Below are 18,269 nucleotides of genomic sequence, written 5' to 3'. Positions count from 1 at the left end.
TTGTTATGAATGTGATAGGGGTAATATCTTGTAACTCAGTTTTTAGTGCAGCAACAGGGGCGGATATCAGCAAGGCTTGCCGTATTGGGTCATTCCAAACCGTTTCCTGCTTTTTAGCGGTAATACATCGCTATACGCTGGCCATTGACCTGATCAACGGTCACCGGCAGATCGAAGATCTGTTCAATCACCTCCGGCACCATTACCTGCTCCGGCGTGCCGCGAAACACAACCCTGCCGTCCTTCATCGCCAGAATATGGTCGGAGTACGCCGAGGCAAAGTTAATATCGTGGATCACCAGCACAATCGACTTCTCCAACTGATCGGCGGCGCGTCTGAGCTGCTTCATCATTGCCACACTGTGCTTCATATCCAGATTGTTCAGCGGCTCGTCCAGCAGCACATACTGAGTATCCTGACACAGCACCATTGCCACAAACGCGCGCTGACGCTGCCCGCCGGACAGTTCATCGAGGTAGCGGTTGCGCAACGGCACCAGCGCCAGGAACGCCAGCGACTGCTCAATATGCTGGCGATCCTGTTCCGTCAGGCGGCCTTTGCTGTAGGGATAGCGGCCAAAGCTCACCAGGTCCCACACCGTCAGGCGGCTGGTAAAGTGGTTCTCCTGGCGCAGCACCGACAGCACTTTCGCCAGCTTCTCACTGTTGGCCTCACTGACGTCCAGCGCATCGACCTTCACCTCACCGCTGTCCGCTTTTAACAGGCGGCTGATCACCGACAGCAGCGTGGATTTTCCCGCGCCGTTCGGCCCGATAATCGAGGTGATACCCGACGATGGCAGTGTTTCGCAGATATCCTGCAATACCGGCTGGTTATCATAGCCTTTGCTAACGTGCTTAATTTCAATCACTTTGCGCCCTTTCTCAGCAGTAACCAGATGAACAATGCGCCGCCGCTGAACTCAATCACCACCGACAGAGTACCGGCCATATTCAGCAGCCGTTCGAGGATCAGCTGCCCGCCCACCAGCGTAATCATGCCGATCAGCACGCAGCCGGGCAGCAGGTAGCCGTGACGCCACGAGCCAATCAGCGGATAAGCGAGGTTAACGATCAGCAGACCGAGGAACATCATCGGCCCCACCAGTGCGGTCGATACCGCCACCAGCAGCGAAATCAGCAGCAGCAGACCGGTCACGTGGCGCTGCCAGGCAATGCCGAGCGCAATGGCGCTGTCCGGCCCCAGCGCCATCACATCCAGACGGTGGCGCAGTCGCCACACCAGCAACGTCACCAGCGCAATCACCAGCGACGAGATCAGCAGCACATCACTGTCGGCGCGGGTAAAGGTGGCAAAAATCCGGCTCTGCAACACGGCAAACTCGCCGGGTTCCATCAGCCGCTGCATCAGCCCGGAAACACTACGGAACAGCGTGCCGCACACCAGACCAATCAGCAGCACCCGGTGCAGATCCAGCCCGGCTCCGCCCAGCAGCCAGCGGTACAGCAGCGTGGCAAACAGTACCAGCAGCGTACTTTCTGCCACAAAGCGTCCCACGCTGCCCAGCATATTCAGCCCGCCGACATCCAGCGCAAAGATCAGCAGCGTCTGCATCAGCACAAACAGCGACTCCAGCCCCATCACCGACGGGGTCAGTATGCGGTTACGGGTCAGGGTCTGGAACAGCAAAGTACTGATGCCGGCAGCAAAGCCGACCAGCATCATGGTGGCGAGGATCTGCCCGCGATGCCGCAGGATATAGGCGATATTCCCGTGCAGATCGAGGGTCATAAACAGCGTCATCAGCGCCAGCAGCAGCCCGGCAAGCAGCAGCAGACGCTGACCCGGCGACAGTGACAGATCAGTGCGCATGGCGTTTCGACCTCACAATCAGCACCAGGAAGATCGCCGCCCCCATCACACCAAGCAGCGCGCTGACGGGGATCTCAAACGGATGAATAATCAGACGGCCGGCGATATCGCAGGCGATCACCAGCACTGCGCCCACCAGCGCCACCCACGGCACGGTACGGCGCAGGTTATCGCCCAGCGCCAGGCTGACAATGTTGGGCACGATCAGGCCAAGGAAAGGCAGCACGCCGACCACCACAATCACTACGCCGCTGATCATGGCGATCATCGCCATACCGGTGAGCATCACGCGGTGATAGCGCAGCCCGACGTTAACCGAAAAGTCACGCCCCATTCCCGCGACCGTAAAGCGGTCGGCAATCACTGCCGCCAGCAGCGTAATCGCCCCCACGCCCCACAGCAGTTCATAGCGCCCCTGCATCACGCTGGAAAAATCGCCGGACTCCCAGCCGCCCAGCGACTGTAGCAGGTCAAATTTCATCGCCAGGAAAGTGGTGACCGAGCTGAACACCGCCCCCAGCATAATGCCGGCCAGCGGGACCATCAGAGAGGATTTCATGCGGATACGCTGGATCAGCAGCATAAACAGTGCGGTACCGCCGAGGGCGAACAGCGTGGCAACGCCCATTTTCAGCATGATCGGCGCCGCCGGGCTGACGATCATCACCAGCAACAGTCCCAGGCTGGCAGACTGCGTGGTGCCGACCACCGAAGGCTCAACAAAACGGTTCTGCGTCAGCATCTGCATCATCAGCCCCGCCACGCTCATCGCACTGCCCGCCAGCAGCAGCGCAGCGGTACGCGGAAAGCGGCTGATCATCAGGATCTCGCGCATCTCCGGGTCCGACCACAGGCTGGCCAGCGTGACGCGGCTGACGCCAACAAACAGGCTGCACGCCATCAGGCCCAGCAGCAATGCCAGGCCTGCAACAAAGGCAACAGATTTCATTTACGGCTGTGTTTTCGTTTTATCCAGCACCTGCTTCACCTGAGTCATCAGATTGCTGTAACTCTGAATGCCACCGGCGATATACAGCGAACCTGAATCCAGGTACACCACCTGCTGTTTTTTCCAGGCGTTGGTTTTACGCACCAGCGGGTTATCCAGCACCTGCTGCGCTGACTCGCCCTCTTTGCGGCCAATCGCGCTGTCACGATCCAGCACAAACAGCCAGTCCGGGTTAGCTTCCATAATGAATTCAGGCGACACGGCGTTACCGTGTTTGCCCGTTTCCGGGAAAGCGGTAGCGGGTTTAAAGCCCAGCACGTCATAGATAAAACCAAAGCGCGAACCTGGCGAATGGGCACTGATCTTACCGCCGTTGATCATCAGCATCATGGCGCTACCGGCAGTGGCTGACTCCTTACGCACGTCGGCTATCTGCGCGTTAAACGCCGCCAAAACCTGCCGGGCTTTTTCTTCTTTACCGAACAGCTTACCTAACTGCTCCGTGCGTTCAGTCAGACTCTGCACAAAATGTTTCGGGTCGAGATCCAGCGAGACTGTCGGGGCAATTTCACTCAGCTTGCTATAGGCATCGTGGGCGCGGGCACCGGCCAGAATCAGATCGGGTCTGGCATTGCTCAGGGCTTCAAAGTTGGGTTCGAACAGCGTGCCGGCATTCAGATACGCCTTGCCGTTGTACTTCGCCAGATGCTGCGGATAGTGCGCGCTGGTTTGTGGCACACCCATCGGGTTAATCCCCAGGGCATCAGCAATATCCAGCGTGGCCGGGCTGAGGATCACCACACGCTGCGGATTTTTCGGCACTTCCGTGGTGCCCTGCGCATGAACGATTGACAGCACGGACGCCTCTGCTGCAAAGGCCGCGGGGGTCATGGCCAGCAGAGCGGAACACAGCGTTAAAGCGAAAGCCTGAGGGAAGCGCATTTTCTCTCCTGAGAATCAGATAAGTAGCAAAAATGAGAACGATTCGCGTTTGATTTTGTTGCGGGATAATAACGACTGAGCGGCGGGATGGGTAGACAGAACATGGCACAGAGTGTTCATAAAACATCCAGCTTTCACAATCGGTGCCAAATAAGCAGATTGTGAAGTAAATATGGAAAACCTAACACATTGTATAATATCAACTAAAATCTGAGCGCTGACTTTTTCTGACAAAAGTGGCCAATTGTGGAGATTTTAAGGATTCGTTGTTTCCGCCATAGAAATGATAACAATTATCGTTATCATGCACATTCTCTTACAACACCAAACACTTTGAGATGATGCAATGAACAGGAACGGACGCTTTCGATTACACCCTCTGGCACTTTTACTGACTGCCACGCTGGCCGGGACGGCCAGCGCCGATGACGATACCGCCGCCGCCAGTGAAGTGGAGGATGTACTGCTGGTACAGAAAACAGCAGAACAGGAGTTAAAACAACAGCCTGGGGTCTCTATCATCACGGCAGAGGATATCGCGAAGAATCCGCCCGTTAACGATTTATCCGACATCATCCGCAAAATGCCCGGCGTGAACCTGACCGGCAACAGCGCTAACGGCAGCCGGGGCAATAACCGCCAAATCGACATTCGCGGCATGGGCCCGGAAAACACGCTGATCCTGATTGATGGCGTTCCCACCACCTCGCGGAATGCCGTGCGTTACAGCTGGAAAGGCGAGCGTGATACCCGCGGCGACAGCAACTGGGTACCGGCAGAGATGGTCGAACGCATTGAAGTACTGCGTGGCCCGGCCGCTGCCCGTTACGGTTCAGGGGCTGCCGGCGGCGTAATCAATATCCACACCAAACGCCCGACCAAAGACTGGCACGGCTCCCTGTCACTGTTTACCAACCAGCCGGAAAACAGCAAAGAAGGTGACACTAAACGGGCCAACTTCAGCCTGAGCGGCCCGCTGGCGGGTGACGCGCTGACCATGCGTCTCTACGGTAACCTCAACAAAACCGATGCCGATGCCGCCGATATCAACCAGGCGCAAAACGGATCTTATGCCGCGGGCCGTGAAGGGGTGCGTAACAAGGATATTAATGCGCTGGTGTCGTGGAAAATGACCCCCTCGCAGATCGTGGATTTCAGCTACGGCTACAGCCGCCAGGGGAATATCTATGCCGGCGATACCCAGTACAGTAACGGCAATATCAGCCCCGGTGGCCTGGTTGATTCGCTGTACGGTTCCGAGACCAACCGCCTGTATCGCCAGTCTTACGGGCTGACCCATAACGGCTTCTGGGAATGGGGTGACTCTAAGCTCGCCTTTAATTACGAAAAAACCAATAACACGCGTATGAAAGAGGGCTCGACCGGCCGCGTGGAAGGGATGATTAACAGCGATGAGTACAGCACCAGCCGACTGGAAAATTACCGAGCCAGCGCGGAAGCCAATATGCCGCTGGATCGCTGGATTGAGCAGACTGTGACCCTCGGCGCTGAGTGGAATCACGAAAAGCTGGACGACAGCGCCTCCATGTCAGCCACCGATGCCAGCGGCGTGATCATCGGCGATATGTCGGGGGATCCCGCCAGTCGCAGCAGCAAGAACAGCGCGACCACGGCCGCACTCTACGTCGAAGATAATATCCAGCCATGGGAAGGCACCTTCCTGATCCCGGGCCTGCGTTTTGATCACCACAGTGAATTTGGCAGTAACTTCAGCCCGAGTTTCAACTTCTCTCAGGATCTGGGTGAAAGGTTCAAACTGAAAGCCGGTATTGCTCGGGTGTTTAAAGCCCCGAACCTCTACCAGTCAAGCGAAGGCTATCTGCTGGCCACCCGGGGTAATGGCTGCCCGACGACGGTTGCCAGCGGCAGCTGCTATCTGTTAGGCAACCCTAATCTGGACGCGGAAGTCAGCGTGAATAAAGAGCTGGGGCTGGAGTTTGCTGCCGACGGTTATGCCGCGGGTGTGACGTGGTTCCGCAACGACTATAAAAACAAAATCGTCTCCGGCACTGACCTGCTCGGGCAGGCCTCCAACGGTTATAACATCCTGCAGTGGGAAAATGGCGGCAAAGCGCTGGTGGAAGGTCTGGAAGCCAGCCTGACGATCCCGGTGGTAAGTGATGTGCTCGACTGGCGTACCAATGCCACCTATATGCTGGAGTCGAAAGACAAGAAAACCGGCAACCCGCTGTCGATCATCCCTAAGTACACCATCAACTCGATGCTGGATTATCAGGTTACCGATAAGTTCTCCACCGAGCTGAACTGGACATTGTACGGACGCCAGAAACCGCGTGAGTTTGTTGAAAGCCGCCTTGAGGGCACCACCGGGCTGTCAAACAGAGAAATTGGTGCGTATTCCATTGTGGGTCTGAATATGAACTATAAGTTCACCAAAGATCTGAGTGTGAAAGGCGGCGTCAGTAATCTGTTTGATAAGCAGATTTACCGTGAAAACGACGGGGCTTCCACCTATAACGAACCGGGCCGCGCCTACTATGCGGGCGTCACTATGTCATTCTGATCCCCTGCCCCGCCACTGGAATCACTCAGGAAACATGGCAGGTCTTTATCGCGGGAGGCGCAGTACCAGGTCTACGGAGGAAGGGCTGCTTGCTGCAACGGCATAAACACATCCCTGTGGCCTGGCTGCCGGCCTTCCCTGGCCGGCAGCCTGCTGCAATCAGCCCTTCCTCCTTTACCCGCAGCCTCCGACGTGGCTGTTTTCAAACCCACAGCGGGCACGATTGTGTGAGGGGCTGTTCATCCACCCATTGAATGACTGAGAATATCTCCGGGGTCATTCCCTGACGCTAATCGCAGGTGTTTCCTCCCTCCCCTTTCCAGTGGTCCTACCAATTTCGAAAAAAGATGAATCACCCCCACAAAAAAGCAAAATTCAAACAACAATCATTGTATTTAACTAACAAAATATTAACTATCAGCAGCTGTTAACCCCAGATAGCTGAATTGGTAGGACCGTAATCAGCAGGGGGGTGAGAAAAACTCTGGAGAAACCTGTATGCAGCCCTGGCAACAAGTGTATGACCCGCTGGACAATATCTGGCTATCCAGCCTGATCGCCGCCATTCCGATCCTGTTCTTCTTCTTCGCGCTGATTAAGCTCAAGCTGAAGGGCTACCTTGCCGCGACCATCACCGTGGTGCTGGCGCTGATGGTGGCGCTGTTTCTTTACCGCATGCCGGTCGATCGCGCACTGGCTTCGGTGGTGTATGGCTTCTTCTACGGGCTATGGCCTATCGCCTGGATTATTATTGCCGCTGTCTTCGTTTATAAAATTTCGGTGAAAACCGGGCAGTTCGATATTATTCGTGCCTCAATTTTGTCGATCACCCCCGATCAGCGCCTGCAGATGCTGATTGTCGGTTTCTCGTTCGGCGCGTTCCTTGAAGGCGCAGCCGGGTTCGGTGCGCCGGTGGCGATCACCGCGGCGTTGCTGGTGGGTCTGGGCTTCAATCCACTGTATGCGGCGGGTCTGTGCCTGATCGTCAACACCGCCCCGGTGGCCTTTGGCGCGATGGGCATCCCGATTATTGTGGCCGGCCAGGTCACAGGGCTGGACAGCTTTGAAATTGGCCAGATGGTGGGCCGTCAGCTGCCCTTCCTGACGATGATCGTGCTGTTCTGGATCATGGCGATCATGGACGGCTGGCGTGGGATCAAAGAGACCTGGCCTGCGGTGATCGTCGCTGGCGGATCCTTTGCCCTCGCTCAGTATCTCAGTTCCAACTTCCTCGGCCCCGAACTGCCGGATATTATCTCCTCCCTGGTGTCACTGGTATGCCTGACGCTGTTCCTGCGCGTCTGGAAACCGGTGCGCATCTTCCGCTTTAAACCGGCGGATAACGCGGCTGAACAGCCGCTGGTGGTGGAGAAATACCGCACGGGCCAGATTATCCGTGCCTGGATGCCGTTCCTGTTTCTGACCGCCACCGTTACGCTGTGGAGCATCCCGCCGTTCAAGGCGCTGTTTGCCCCGGGTGGCGCGCTGTACGACCTGGTGGTGAATATCCCGATCCCGTTCCTTGATAAACTGGTGGCGAAAATGCCGCCGGTGGTCAGCGCTGTCACGCCTTACGCGGCGGTGTTTAAATTTGACTGGCTGTCGGCCACCGGCACCGCGATCATCGTGGCGGCGCTGATCGCCATCGTCTATCTGAAGATGAAGCCTGCCGATGCCCTGTCGACCTTTCGCAGCACGCTGAAAGAACTGGCATTGCCCATCTACTCTATCGGGATGGTGCTGGCCTTCGCCTTTATTTCTAACTACTCCGGACTGTCGGCCACGCTGGCACTGGCGCTGGCCCATACCGGCCCTGCTTTCACCTTCTTCTCGCCGTTCCTCGGCTGGCTCGGGGTGTTCCTGACCGGATCGGATACCTCCTCTAACGCGCTGTTTGCCGCACTGCAGGCCACCACCGCACAGCAGATTGGCGTGTCCGACCTGCTGCTGGTGGCGGCGAATACCACCGGCGGCGTGACCGGCAAGATGATCTCCCCGCAGTCGATTGCCATTGCCTGTGCGGCAGTGGGGCTGGTCGGGAAAGAGTCGGATCTGTTCCGCTTTACCGTGAAGCACAGCCTGATATTCACCTGCATGGTCGGGGTGATCACCACGCTGCAGGCCTACGTCCTCACCTGGATGATCCCATGACCGCCTCCGTCCAGCTTGTCGAACGTATTCGTGCGCTGATTGCCGCACGCCAGCTGGCGGCAGGCGCCCGGCTGCCTGCTGAACGTAAGCTGGCCGAAGAACTGGCTGTGTCGCGATCGTCGCTGCGCGAAGCGCTGCAGAAACTGGTGGGGGAAGGCATCCTGTACAGCCGTCACGGCGGCGGCTACTACCTGTGCGATGCGCCGCCACCGTGGTCAGAACAGCGCATCGTCCAGCCGCTGAAGGCGCTGGTGGCCGACGATCCGGACTATCGCAATGATATTCTGGAAGCCCGCCACGCCATTGAAGCCAGCACCGCCTGGTATGCCGCACTGCGCGCCACCGACGCCGACAAAGAGAAGCTGCAAAGCTGCTTTGACGCCATCCAGCAGCAGGAGAGCCTGTCGCCGGAGATGGCCACCCAGGCCGATGTGCGCTTTCACCTGGCGATTGCCGAAGCCTCACACAACGTGGTGCTGTTACAGACCATGCGCGGCTTCTTCGATCTGCTGCAATCCTCCGTGGCCCACAGCCGTGAACGTATGTACACCGCCCCGACCATTTTTGCCCGGCTGACAGAGCAGCATGAGGCGCTGCTGCTGGCGATCCTTGCCGGGGACCCGGAGCGGGCGAGTCAGGCGGCCAGACACCACCTTGGTTTTGTGCAGACCACCCTGAAAAACCTGCATGAAAATGAAGCCCGGCAGCGGCGCAGCACCCGCCTGCCGGATGACGATACCGATATCACAAGGGACGAAAATCGATGATTATTTCAGCCGGAACCGACTACCGCGCCGCAGCCAAACGCATCCTGCCACCGTTTCTGTTTCACTACATTGATGGCGGAGCCTATGCCGAACATACGCTGCGGCGTAATGTTGAGGACCTGGCCAGCATCGCGCTAAAGCAGCGGGTGCTGAACAATATGTCCGACCTGAGCCTGCACACCACGCTGTTTAACGAAACGCTGTCGATGCCGGTGGCGCTGGCCCCGGTCGGGCTGTGCGGGATGTACGCCCGCCGGGGTGAAGTGCAGGCAGCGAAGGCCGCAGCGGCAAAGGGCATTCCGTTTACGCTCTCCACCGTATCGGTCTGCCCGATTGAAGAGGTGGCCCCGGCCATCACCCGCCCGATGTGGTTCCAGCTCTATGTACTGAAAGATCGCGGGTTTATGCGTAACGCGCTGGAACGCGCGAAAGCCGCAGGCTGCTCCACGCTGGTGTTTACCGTGGATATGCCCACCCCCGGCGCGCGCTACCGTGATGCGCATTCGGGGATGAGCGGGGCGAATGCCGCCCTGCGCCGCTACGGCCAGGCCGTGACCCACCCGCAATGGGCGTGGGACGTCGGGCTGCACGGCAGGCCGCATGACCTGGGCAATATCTCCGCCTACCTCGGCAAGCCCACCGGGCTGGAAGATTATATTGGCTGGCTGGCGAATAACTTCGATCCCTCTATAAGCTGGAGCGATCTGGAGTGGATCCGTGAGTTCTGGGACGGCCCGATGATCATTAAAGGCATCCTCGACCCTGACGATGCGCGCGATGCCGTGCGCTTCGGGGCCGACGGCATTGTGGTGTCCAACCACGGTGGTCGCCAGTTAGACGGCGTGCTCTCTACCGCCCGTGCGCTGCCCGCCATTGCCGATGCGGTAAAAGGCGATATTGCCATCCTGGCCGACAGCGGCATCCGCAACGGTCTGGACGTGGTGCGTATGATTGCACTGGGCGCAGACACCGTGCTGTTAGGCCGTGCTTACCTTTATGCGCTGGCAACGGCCGGTCAGGCTGGCGTCGAAAACCTGCTGACGCTGATTGAAAAAGAGATGCGGGTGGCGATGACGCTGACCGGGATGAAGTCCGTCGCGGAGATATCGCGTTCAGCACTGGTGGAGAACGGGCTGGCTTAAGCCAAAAATCGCCTGGCGACAGGCACCGTCGTCGGCACGTTCGCACTGACACCGCAGCGGGGTAGTGAGGGCAGATCCGGCTGGCAGCCGCCGCTGTTCAGCCCCGTTGTTCCGCTGCCCGGGCAGTGACCACGCGCCCCCCCGCCGCCGGGCACCGCACAAATTGCCACCATTGTAATGATAACCATTATCAATTATCCTCTCAGCGTCATTTTTTTGCCGGGCGATGTAACTTCTTATGTCAACGCTGACGGCGCCGCTGGCTGCCAACGCTTTTAACACCCTGTATCAGACGCATCACCGCTGGCTGCGCCACTGGCTGCAGCACAAGCTGGGCTCCAGCTGCGATGCGGACGATCTGGCTCAGGATACCTTTGTTCGGGTGCTGCTCGGGGGCAGCGCCCAGGATATCCGCGAGCCGAAATCGTTCCTCTGCACCGTCGCCCGGCGCGTGATGGTCGACTTTTTCCGCCGCAATGCGCTGGAGCGCGCCTGGCTGGAGATGCTGGAACAGCTGCCGGAAGCGCAGGTGCCCTCCCCCGAACTTCAGCATGAGCTGCTGGAAACGCTGCAGGAAATTGATGCGATGCTCGACGGACTCGGCGCAAAAGTGCGCCAGGCGTTTCTGCTGTCGCAGCTGGAAGGGCTGACCTATGCGCAGATTGCCGGCCAGCTGAACGTCTCCGTCAGTTCAGTGAAAAAATACATGGCCAGAGCCACGGAACACTGCCTGCTGTTCCGGCTGGGGCTGGGCTGACATGAGGCATGAACCGGTCAGTGACCGGCAGAAGCTGGCGCTGAAAATGGCGGCGCACTGGTTCGCCACCCTGTGCGCCGGGGAGATCACCCCGCAGCAGAGCGCAAAATGGCAGGCATGGTATCAGCAGCATGAAGACCACCGCTGGGCCTGGCAGCGCGTGGAATCCCTGCAGGGCCAGCTGAAAAACATCCCGGGCCATCTCAGCTATCAGACGCTGCATCAGGCGCAGCAGAGCGCGCACCTGACCCGCCGCCGGGTGCTGAAATCGCTGCTGGTACTGCTGGGCGTCGGTGGCACCAGCTGGCAGCTGTGGCAGTCCCCGCTCGGCGTCGGCCTGCGGGCCGATTACCACACCGGCACCGGCGAACAGCGTCAGGTCCGGCTGGACGATGGCTCACAGCTGCAGCTCAATACCGCCAGCGCCGTGAGCGTGGCTTTCAGCCCGCAGCAGCGTGTGCTGCATCTGGTACAGGGTGAGATCGCCATTAGCACGGCGAGGGACGCGCAGCAGCGTCCGTTTCGGGTCACCACCCGCCAGGGCAGCCTGCGCGCGCTGGGCACGGCATTCAGCGTACGTCAGTGGGAGCATCAAACGCAGCTGACCGTAGAAAAGCATGCGGTCGAAGTCACGCTTAACGCCGCCCCTCAGCAGAAAATCCGCGTGCAGGCAGGCCAGACGCTGCGCTTTACCGACCGGGCCTTTGACCCCGTCCGCGCATTAACGCCTGGCGATATCAGCTGGACGCAGGGCCTGTTAACGGTCAGCAATCGCCGCCTGTCGGAGGTGCTTGCCGAGGTGGCACGCTATCGCCACGGGATACTGAGCTGCGACCCCAGCGCCGCCGATCTGCGCGTGAGCGGCACCTTTCCGCTGCGCGATACCGACCAGCTACTGCGGGTGCTGGCGCAGACGTTACCGATCGCCATTCATACCCGCAGCCGTTACTGGGTCAGGGTCAGCGCCGCCTGACCCCCTGACACTGAATAAAAATAAGAAATATTTTCATTTCGATTGTCCCTTTTGCGCGGCTTATCCGACTCCTGTAGTACACCACATAAAAATGATTTTTTTCGGAGACGGTCATGTCTGAACCCAGCCCCCGCATTCAGTACGCTTTTTACCAGGCAACACCTCTGGCTGCCGCGCTTCACTGCGCGCTGATCCCTGCCGCCCTGCTGGCGGCACCTTTTGCCGCCGCAGCAGCGGCCACGCCCCAGGCCTATCAGATTGCCGCCACGGATCTCGACAGCGCGCTGAACCAGTTTGCAGCCCGCGCCGGCATCACCCTGTCAATCGACGCGTCACTGACGCAGGGTAAACAAAGCCCGGGGCTGAACGGCCGCTATACACCAGAGGAGGGTCTGCAAACCCTGCTCAACGGCAGCGGTCTGCAGGGGAAATCCCTGGGTAACAACGCGTGGACGGTGACGCCGGTGCCGGCGGCAGCCCCCGCAGAAACGCTGACCGTGGTCGGTGACTGGCTGGCCGAAGCCCGTGAGAATGACGTCTTCGAACATGCCGGAGCGCGTGATGTGCTCCGCCGTGAGGATTTTACCAAAACCGGTGCCACCACTCTGCGCGAAGCACTGAACCGTATTCCCGGCGTCAACGCCCCGGAAAATAACGGCACGGGCAGCCATGATATGGCAATGAACTTTGGCATTCGCGGGCTCAACCCGCGTCTGGCCAGCCGCTCAACCATTCTGATGGACGGTATTCCGGTGCCGTTCGCCCCGTACGGCCAGCCGCAGCTGTCGCTGGCCCCGGTATCGCTCGGGAATATGGATGCCGTCGACGTGGTGCGCGGGGGCGGTGCCGTGCGCTACGGACCGCAGAGCGTGGGCGGCGTGGTGAACTTTGTCACCCGCGCCATCCCGAAAGAATTTGGCATTGAAGCCGGAATGGAAGGGTTACAGAGCCCGACCTCCAGCCAGCACGATCCCAAAGGCAGCGGCAACCTGATGATCGGCGGCACCGCCGATAACGGCCTCGGCGCGGCGCTGCTCTACTCCGGCACCCGGGGCAGCGACTGGCGCGAACACAGCTCGACCAAAATCGACGACGTGATGCTGAAAACCCGCTATGCGCCAAACGAGGTACACACCTTCACCAGCCTGCTGCAATACTATGAAGGCCGGGCGCAGATGCCGGGCGGTCTGTCGCGCGCCGACTACAACGCTGACCGTTTCCAGTCCACCCGCCCGTACGACGAGTTCTGGGGCCGCCGCCAGCTGGCCAGCCTCGGCTATCAGTATCAGCCGGACACGCAGCACAAGTTTTCTGTTCTGACTTTCTATACCAACACCCTGCGCAGCGGCTATCTCGATCAGGGGAAAAACCTGACGCTGTCACCGCGTGAATACTGGGTGCGCGGCGTGGAGCCGCGCTACAGCCAGAGCTTCACCCTCGGGGAAACCGCCCATGAAGTGGGCGTCGGCTACCGCTACGTCAGTGAATCCACCCACGAAGTCCGCTACACCAGCCCCGCCAGCAGCGGCAGACTGCCCACCGGCAACAGCCCGTACGACCGGGATACGCAGTCCGGCACCGAGGCGCACGCCTGGTATATTGATGACCGCATCGACGTGGGTAACTGGACCCTGACGCCGGGCATGCGCTATGAGCATATCCAGTCGTATCAGAACGACTACGTCAAAGACGGCAGACAGGAGATTGGCTATAACGCCCCGCTCCCGGCGCTGAATGTGCTGTATCACCTCAACGAGTCGTGGAACCTCTATGCCAATACTGAAGGCTCCTTCGGCACCGTGCAGTACAGCCAGATTGGTAAAGCGGTCAGCAGCGGCAGCATTGAGCCGGAAAAGGCGCGGACCTGGGAACTGGGTACCCGCTTTGATAACCAGGCCCTGCAGGCGGAAGTGGGCCTGTTCCTGATTAACTTCAGCAACCAGTATGAGTCTAACCAGACTGATGACAGCGTGACCTCGCGCGGAAAAACCCGCCACAGCGGGCTGGAAAGCCGGCTGCGCTATGACCTGGGCGATGTCTCGCCGGCGCTGGAAAACCTCTCCGTTTCCGCCAGCTATGCTTACGTGAATGCGGTGATCCGTCAGGCCGGAGATAACTATGGCAATCAGGTGCCGTTTTCACCGAAGCATAAGGGGACGCTGGGGATGGATTACCTCAGTGGAAGCTGGACCTTTAACGTCAACAGCGAATATCAGTCTGGTCAGTACGCGGACAACGCCAACACGCAGGATGAGAGTGCGGACGGCAGCCTTGGCCGCATACCCGGCTTTATGCTGTGGGGCGCGCGCGCCAGTTATGATTTTGGCCCGCAGTTCGCCAACCTCAATCTGGGCGTCGGGGTGAAAAATATCTTCGACCATCATTACTTTACCCGTGCCGCCGAAGACAATAACAAGGGCCTGTACGCCGGTCAGCCGCGCACGATTTATATGCAGGGCTCAGTGAAGTTCTGATCGTTCGTCCCCCAGCGGGCTGCGTTACGGCAGCTCGCTTTTTCGTTTCTGTGATCCGGAGGAAACATGCTAACGCGACTCATCCTTATTTTGTTCAGCACCCTGCTGGCCATCGTGCCTGTCGCCCGGGCAGTGACCGTGCAGGACAGCAACGGTCCCTTTACGCTGGATAAAACGCCGCAGCGCGTTGTGGTGCTGGAACTGTCCTTTGTGGATGCGCTGGCCGCCGTCGGCGTCAGTCCGGTGGGCGTGGCGGATGACAATGATCCGACGCGCATTCTGCCGGAGGTGCGGGCGCGCATCCAGCCGTGGAAATCGGTGGGCACCCGTGCCCAGCCCAGCCTGGAAGTGATTGCGGCGCTGAAGCCGGATCTGATTATTGCCGACGCTGCCCGCCACGGCGGTATTCTCGGCCAGCTGAAAAGCATCGCGCCGACGCTGATGCTAAAGTCGCGCAATGAGACCTGGGCCGAAAATCTGCAATCTGCGGCAATTATTGGTAAGGCTGTCGGGAAAGACGGTGAAATGCAGCAGCGCCTGACTCTGCATCATCAGCGCATGCAGGCCTTTGCCGCCGAACTGCCCAAAAACCAGACGGTGGTGTTCGGCACCTCGCGAGAACAGCAGTTCAACCTCTACAGCAGCCAGTCCTGGACCGGCAGCGTGCTGGCAGCGCTGGGAATGAAAGTGCCGCAGCCGGTGGGCCAGGCGGCGATGGTCAGCATTAACCTGGAACAGCTGCTGGCCACCGATCCGGACTGGCTGATTGTCGCCCACTACCGTCAGCAGAGCATCGTGCGCGACTGGCAGCAGGATGCACTGTGGCCGATGCTGAAAGCCGCCCAGCGCCATCAGGTGGTGGCCGTTGACAGCAATGTCTGGGCGCGAATGCGCGGGCTGTTTGCGGCGGAACATATCGCCAGCGACCTGGTCGCCCTTCTCCATCACCGTCCGGTTCCCGTTGCGCAATGATGCGCCAGACCCCGCTGCTGGCGTGGGGCCTGCCGCTGCTGGCACTGCTCCTGACGTTCTGGCTGTCGCTGTTCTGCTGGTCACCGGTGCCCGTCAGCCCGTGGCAGGCGCTGAGCGCCCTGTTTCCCGGAGGCCCCCCTTCGCTGCCGCAGGCGCTGGTGCTTAACCTGCGTCTGCCGCGCAGCCTGGTCGCGATGCTGCTCGGGGCCAGCCTGGCGCTGGCGGGCAGCCTGTTGCAGACCCTGACGCGTAACCCGCTGGCGTCCCCTTCCCTGCTGGGTATTAATGCTGGTGCCTCGCTGGCCATGGTTCTGGCCAGCGCGTATAACCCTGCCTGGGTCGCCGGATACAGTATCGCACTGCTGGCGGCCTGCGGCGGCGGGGTGAGCTGGGGGCTGGTGATGCTGCTGGGCAGAGGCTGGCAGCAGGCGGGTGACCGCAGCCGCCTGATCCTGGCCGGAGTGACGGTGTCAGCCCTGTGCGCCGCCCTGACGAAAGCCACGCTTCTGCTGGCCGAAGATCACGCGTACGGCATCCTGCACTGGCTGGCGGGCGGCGTATCCCACGTGCGCTGGCGTGAATTCTGGCAGCTGTTTCCGTTTACGGCCCTGCTCTCCCCGCTGGCCTGGCTACTGGCTGCCCGCCTTAATCTGCTGCGCGTCAGCGACGACAGCGCCCGCACGCTGGGTGTTAATCTCAGCCGGCTGCGTCTGCTGGTCAATATCGTGGTGGTGGTGCTGGTCGGCAGCTGCGTCAGCGTTGCCGGGCCGGTGGCATTCCTCGGGCTGCTGGTGCCGCATATGGCGCGGGCGTGGGTCGGCCACGATCTGCGCCTGATGCTGCCGACGGCGATGCTGCTGGGCGCCCTGCTGATGCTGGCCGCTGATCTGCTGGCACGCGGCCTGACGTATCCGGCCGAACTGCCCGCCGGCGCGGTGCTGGCGCTGATCGGGGCCCCCTTCTTTGTCTGGCTGGTGCGGAGGCGCACATGAGATCGCCACGTCTGATGCTCTCCCTGCTGCTGGCGCTGGTCCTGCTGGCCCTGGTGCTGTCCCTGCGCTACGGCAGTGAAACTTTAAGCTTCAGCGCCCTGCGCCAGGCACTTGATCCTGCCGACAGTCGCCACTTCGCCCTGATGGAGTATCGCCTGCCCCGCACCCTGCTGGCGCTACTGGTCGGTGCGGCGCTCGCGGTTTCCGGCGTGCTGGTGCAGGGCGTGATCCGCAATCCGCTGGCCTCGCCGGAAATTCTGGGCGTGAACCACGCCGCCGGGCTGTGCTCCGTGAGCGCACTGATGCTGTTCCCGGCCCTGCCGGTGCTGTGGCTGCCGCTGCTGGCGTTTGCAGGGGGGCTGCTGGCCTTTGTACTGCTGCGAAGGCTGGCCGGCCACAGCGCCCCGTTAAGGCTGGCGCTGCTGGGTGTGGCGCTGACCGCGCTCTATGCCAGCGTCACCGACTATCTGATGCTGTCACGTCCGCTGGAGATAAACCAGGCGCTGCTGTGGCTCACCGGCAGCCTGTGGGGGCGTGGCTGGCCGTTTGTCTGGGTGGCCCTGCCGTGGCTGTTGCTGCTGATCCCTCTCAGTCTGCTGCTGTGCCGCGATCTCGATCTGCTGGCGCTGGGTGAGGAGCAGGCCCACACTCTCGGGGTGGCCCTGCCCGCAACCCCACACCGCGCCCTGCTGCTGGCCGTCGCACTGGCGGCGGTCAGCGTTGCGCTGTGTGGCCCCTTAAGCTTTATCGGTCTGGTGGCCCCGCATCTTACCCGCCGGCTGATCGGCGGACGCCACCACTGGCTGCTACCGGCCTCAATGCTGGTCGGCGCACTGCTGCTGCTGCTGGCCGACCTGCTGGCACGCACGCTGCACCCGCCGCTTGAACTGCCCGCCGGGGTGCTGACCGCCATTATTGGTGCCCCCTACTTTTTCTGGCTGTTAATGAGGACCCGCTGATGACGCAGATTGCCGCTGAACGGCTTCACGCCGGCTATGGCAGCACGCCTGTCCTGCATGATATTTCGCTGATGCTGCCGGCGGCTAACGTTACCGCTCTGCTCGGCCCGAACGGATGCGGAAAATCCACCCTGTTACGCTGCTTTTCGCGGCTGTTGCGGCCAGGCTCAGGAGAAGTCCGTCTGAATGGTCAGCCGCTGAACAGCTTCAGCGCCCGCCAGCTCGGGCAGTCGCTGGCCCTGTTACCCCAGCAGCACATTGCGCCGGAAGGGGTGACCGTGCAGGAACTGGTCGGCTACGGCCGTAGCCCGTGGCAGAACCTGTTTGGCCGCCCGTCGGCGGCTGACCGCAGGCTGATCGCCACGGCGATGGACGATGCACAAATAGCCCATCTGGCCGGGAAAAATGTCACCGAGCTGTCAGGAGGCCAGCGTCAGCGGGTCTTTATTGCCATGATGCTGGCACAGGACACGCCCCTGCTGTTACTGGATGAACCGACCACCTGGCTCGATATACACCACCAGGTGGAGCTGATGGCCCTGTTGCGCCGCCAGCAACAGCAGGGAAAAACCGTGGTCGCCGTGCTGCACGATCTGAATCAGGCCAGCCGCTACTGCGACCATCTGGTGCTGATGTCTGGTGGACAGATTGTGGCCAGCGGGACGCCGGAACAGGTGATGACACCGGTGCTGCTGCGGAAAGTCTTCAATATTGAGGCACAGATTTACCCCGAACCGGCCTCAGGGCGCCCGATGTGCGTGGTGCGCTGACGGCGTTCCGCTCAGGCGCAGGGGCCGGTTTTCTCCTCGCCC

The 18,269-nt window shown here is 60.4% G+C and carries 16 protein-coding genes; 11 read left to right on the top strand and 5 right to left on the bottom strand.

Annotated elements, in window-relative coordinates; translation table 11 throughout:
* Nucleotides 1-113: 113 nt before the first annotated feature.
* From K6L24_RS03585 to K6L24_RS03570, 4 genes are read right to left on the bottom strand one after another with little or no spacing between them, the layout of a single operon-like run.
* Nucleotides 114-872: an iron ABC transporter ATP-binding protein gene (locus tag K6L24_RS03585; protein WP_222681953.1), complete on the bottom strand. Its 759-nt coding sequence runs from the start codon at nucleotides 870-872 to the stop codon at nucleotides 114-116.
* Complete coding sequence (locus K6L24_RS03580; protein WP_062746034.1) at nucleotides 869-1,834, bottom strand: iron chelate uptake ABC transporter family permease subunit; 966 nt, start codon at nucleotides 1,832-1,834, stop codon at nucleotides 869-871. Before K6L24_RS03580 ends, K6L24_RS03585 begins: the two co-directional genes overlap by 4 nt.
* Nucleotides 1,824-2,783, bottom strand: coding sequence for an ABC transporter permease (locus K6L24_RS03575; protein WP_062746032.1), 960 nt, complete (start codon nucleotides 2,781-2,783; stop codon nucleotides 1,824-1,826). The genes K6L24_RS03580 and K6L24_RS03575 overlap by 11 nt, the downstream gene beginning before the upstream one ends.
* Nucleotides 2,784-3,725 carry a siderophore ABC transporter substrate-binding protein gene (locus K6L24_RS03570; protein ID WP_062746030.1) on the bottom strand — a complete coding sequence of 314 codons (942 nt, stop codon included), beginning with the start codon at nucleotides 3,723-3,725 and terminating at the stop codon, nucleotides 2,784-2,786. It lies immediately after the preceding gene.
* Nucleotides 3,726-4,071: 346 nt separating this feature from the next.
* On the opposite strand from K6L24_RS03570, the gene K6L24_RS03565 reads away from it, so the two are divergent.
* The 4 genes from K6L24_RS03565 (at nucleotide 4,072) to lldD (ending at nucleotide 10,330) form a co-directional block, all read left to right on the top strand.
* Nucleotides 4,072-6,270, top strand: a complete 2,199-nt coding sequence (locus tag K6L24_RS03565; RefSeq protein ID WP_062746026.1) for a TonB-dependent siderophore receptor — start codon at nucleotides 4,072-4,074, stop codon at nucleotides 6,268-6,270.
* Nucleotides 6,271-6,768: 498 nt separating this feature from the next.
* Complete coding sequence (gene lldP, locus K6L24_RS03560; RefSeq protein WP_062746024.1) at nucleotides 6,769-8,421, top strand: L-lactate permease; 1,653 nt, start codon at nucleotides 6,769-6,771, stop codon at nucleotides 8,419-8,421.
* Complete coding sequence (gene lldR / locus K6L24_RS03555) at nucleotides 8,418-9,188, top strand: transcriptional regulator LldR (protein ID WP_062746022.1); 771 nt, start codon at nucleotides 8,418-8,420, stop codon at nucleotides 9,186-9,188. The genes lldP and lldR overlap by 4 nt, the downstream gene beginning before the upstream one ends.
* Nucleotides 9,185-10,330 (top strand): FMN-dependent L-lactate dehydrogenase LldD, encoded by a 1,146-nt coding sequence (gene lldD / locus K6L24_RS03550; protein WP_062746020.1) that lies wholly within the window; start codon nucleotides 9,185-9,187, stop codon nucleotides 10,328-10,330. Before lldR ends, lldD begins: the two co-directional genes overlap by 4 nt.
* On the opposite strand, the gene K6L24_RS03545 is transcribed toward lldD, so the two are convergent.
* The gene (locus K6L24_RS03545; RefSeq protein ID WP_162901009.1) at nucleotides 10,327-10,518 is read right to left on the bottom strand and encodes a hypothetical protein; all 192 of its coding nucleotides are present in this window, start codon (nucleotides 10,516-10,518) and stop codon (nucleotides 10,327-10,329) included. The genes lldD and K6L24_RS03545 overlap by 4 nt on opposite strands.
* Nucleotides 10,519-10,568: 50 nt before the next feature.
* On the opposite strand from K6L24_RS03545, the gene fecI reads away from it, so the two are divergent.
* The 7 genes from fecI (at nucleotide 10,569) to fecE (ending at nucleotide 18,227) form a co-directional block, all read left to right on the top strand.
* On the top strand, nucleotides 10,569-11,087 hold the full coding sequence (fecI, locus tag K6L24_RS03540; RefSeq protein WP_062746018.1) for a ferric citrate uptake sigma factor FecI: 519 nt from the start codon (nucleotides 10,569-10,571) through the stop codon (nucleotides 11,085-11,087).
* Between the two features lies 1 nt (nucleotide 11,088).
* On the top strand, nucleotides 11,089-12,060 hold the full coding sequence (gene fecR / locus K6L24_RS03535) for a ferric citrate uptake sigma factor regulator FecR (RefSeq protein ID WP_137269515.1): 972 nt from the start codon (nucleotides 11,089-11,091) through the stop codon (nucleotides 12,058-12,060).
* A 113-nt stretch (nucleotides 12,061-12,173) separates the two neighbouring features.
* Nucleotides 12,174-14,534: a TonB-dependent Fe(3+) dicitrate receptor FecA gene (gene fecA, locus K6L24_RS03530; protein WP_222681952.1), complete on the top strand. Its 2,361-nt coding sequence runs from the start codon at nucleotides 12,174-12,176 to the stop codon at nucleotides 14,532-14,534.
* 66 nt (nucleotides 14,535-14,600) lie between these two features.
* Nucleotides 14,601-15,506: a Fe(3+) dicitrate ABC transporter substrate-binding protein FecB gene (locus tag K6L24_RS03525; protein ID WP_118665579.1), complete on the top strand. Its 906-nt coding sequence runs from the start codon at nucleotides 14,601-14,603 to the stop codon at nucleotides 15,504-15,506.
* The gene (gene fecC / locus K6L24_RS03520; RefSeq protein WP_137269541.1) at nucleotides 15,506-16,498 is read left to right on the top strand and encodes an iron-dicitrate ABC transporter permease FecC; all 993 of its coding nucleotides are present in this window, start codon (nucleotides 15,506-15,508) and stop codon (nucleotides 16,496-16,498) included. Before K6L24_RS03525 ends, fecC begins: the two co-directional genes overlap by 1 nt.
* On the top strand, nucleotides 16,495-17,457 hold the full coding sequence (gene fecD, locus K6L24_RS03515; protein ID WP_137269513.1) for a Fe(3+) dicitrate ABC transporter permease subunit FecD: 963 nt from the start codon (nucleotides 16,495-16,497) through the stop codon (nucleotides 17,455-17,457). Before fecC ends, fecD begins: the two co-directional genes overlap by 4 nt.
* A complete protein-coding gene (gene fecE / locus K6L24_RS03510; RefSeq protein ID WP_062746008.1) occupies nucleotides 17,457-18,227 on the top strand; it encodes a Fe(3+) dicitrate ABC transporter ATP-binding protein FecE in 771 nt (256 codons plus the stop codon). Before fecD ends, fecE begins: the two co-directional genes overlap by 1 nt.
* Nucleotides 18,228-18,269 lie beyond the last annotated feature (42 nt).

The organism is Erwinia persicina (assembly GCF_019844095.1).
GTDB lineage: Bacteria > Pseudomonadota > Gammaproteobacteria > Enterobacterales > Enterobacteriaceae > Erwinia > Erwinia persicina.
Note: the sequence above shows the minus strand (reverse complement) of the source record. Positions and strands in the feature narration are given on the sequence as shown.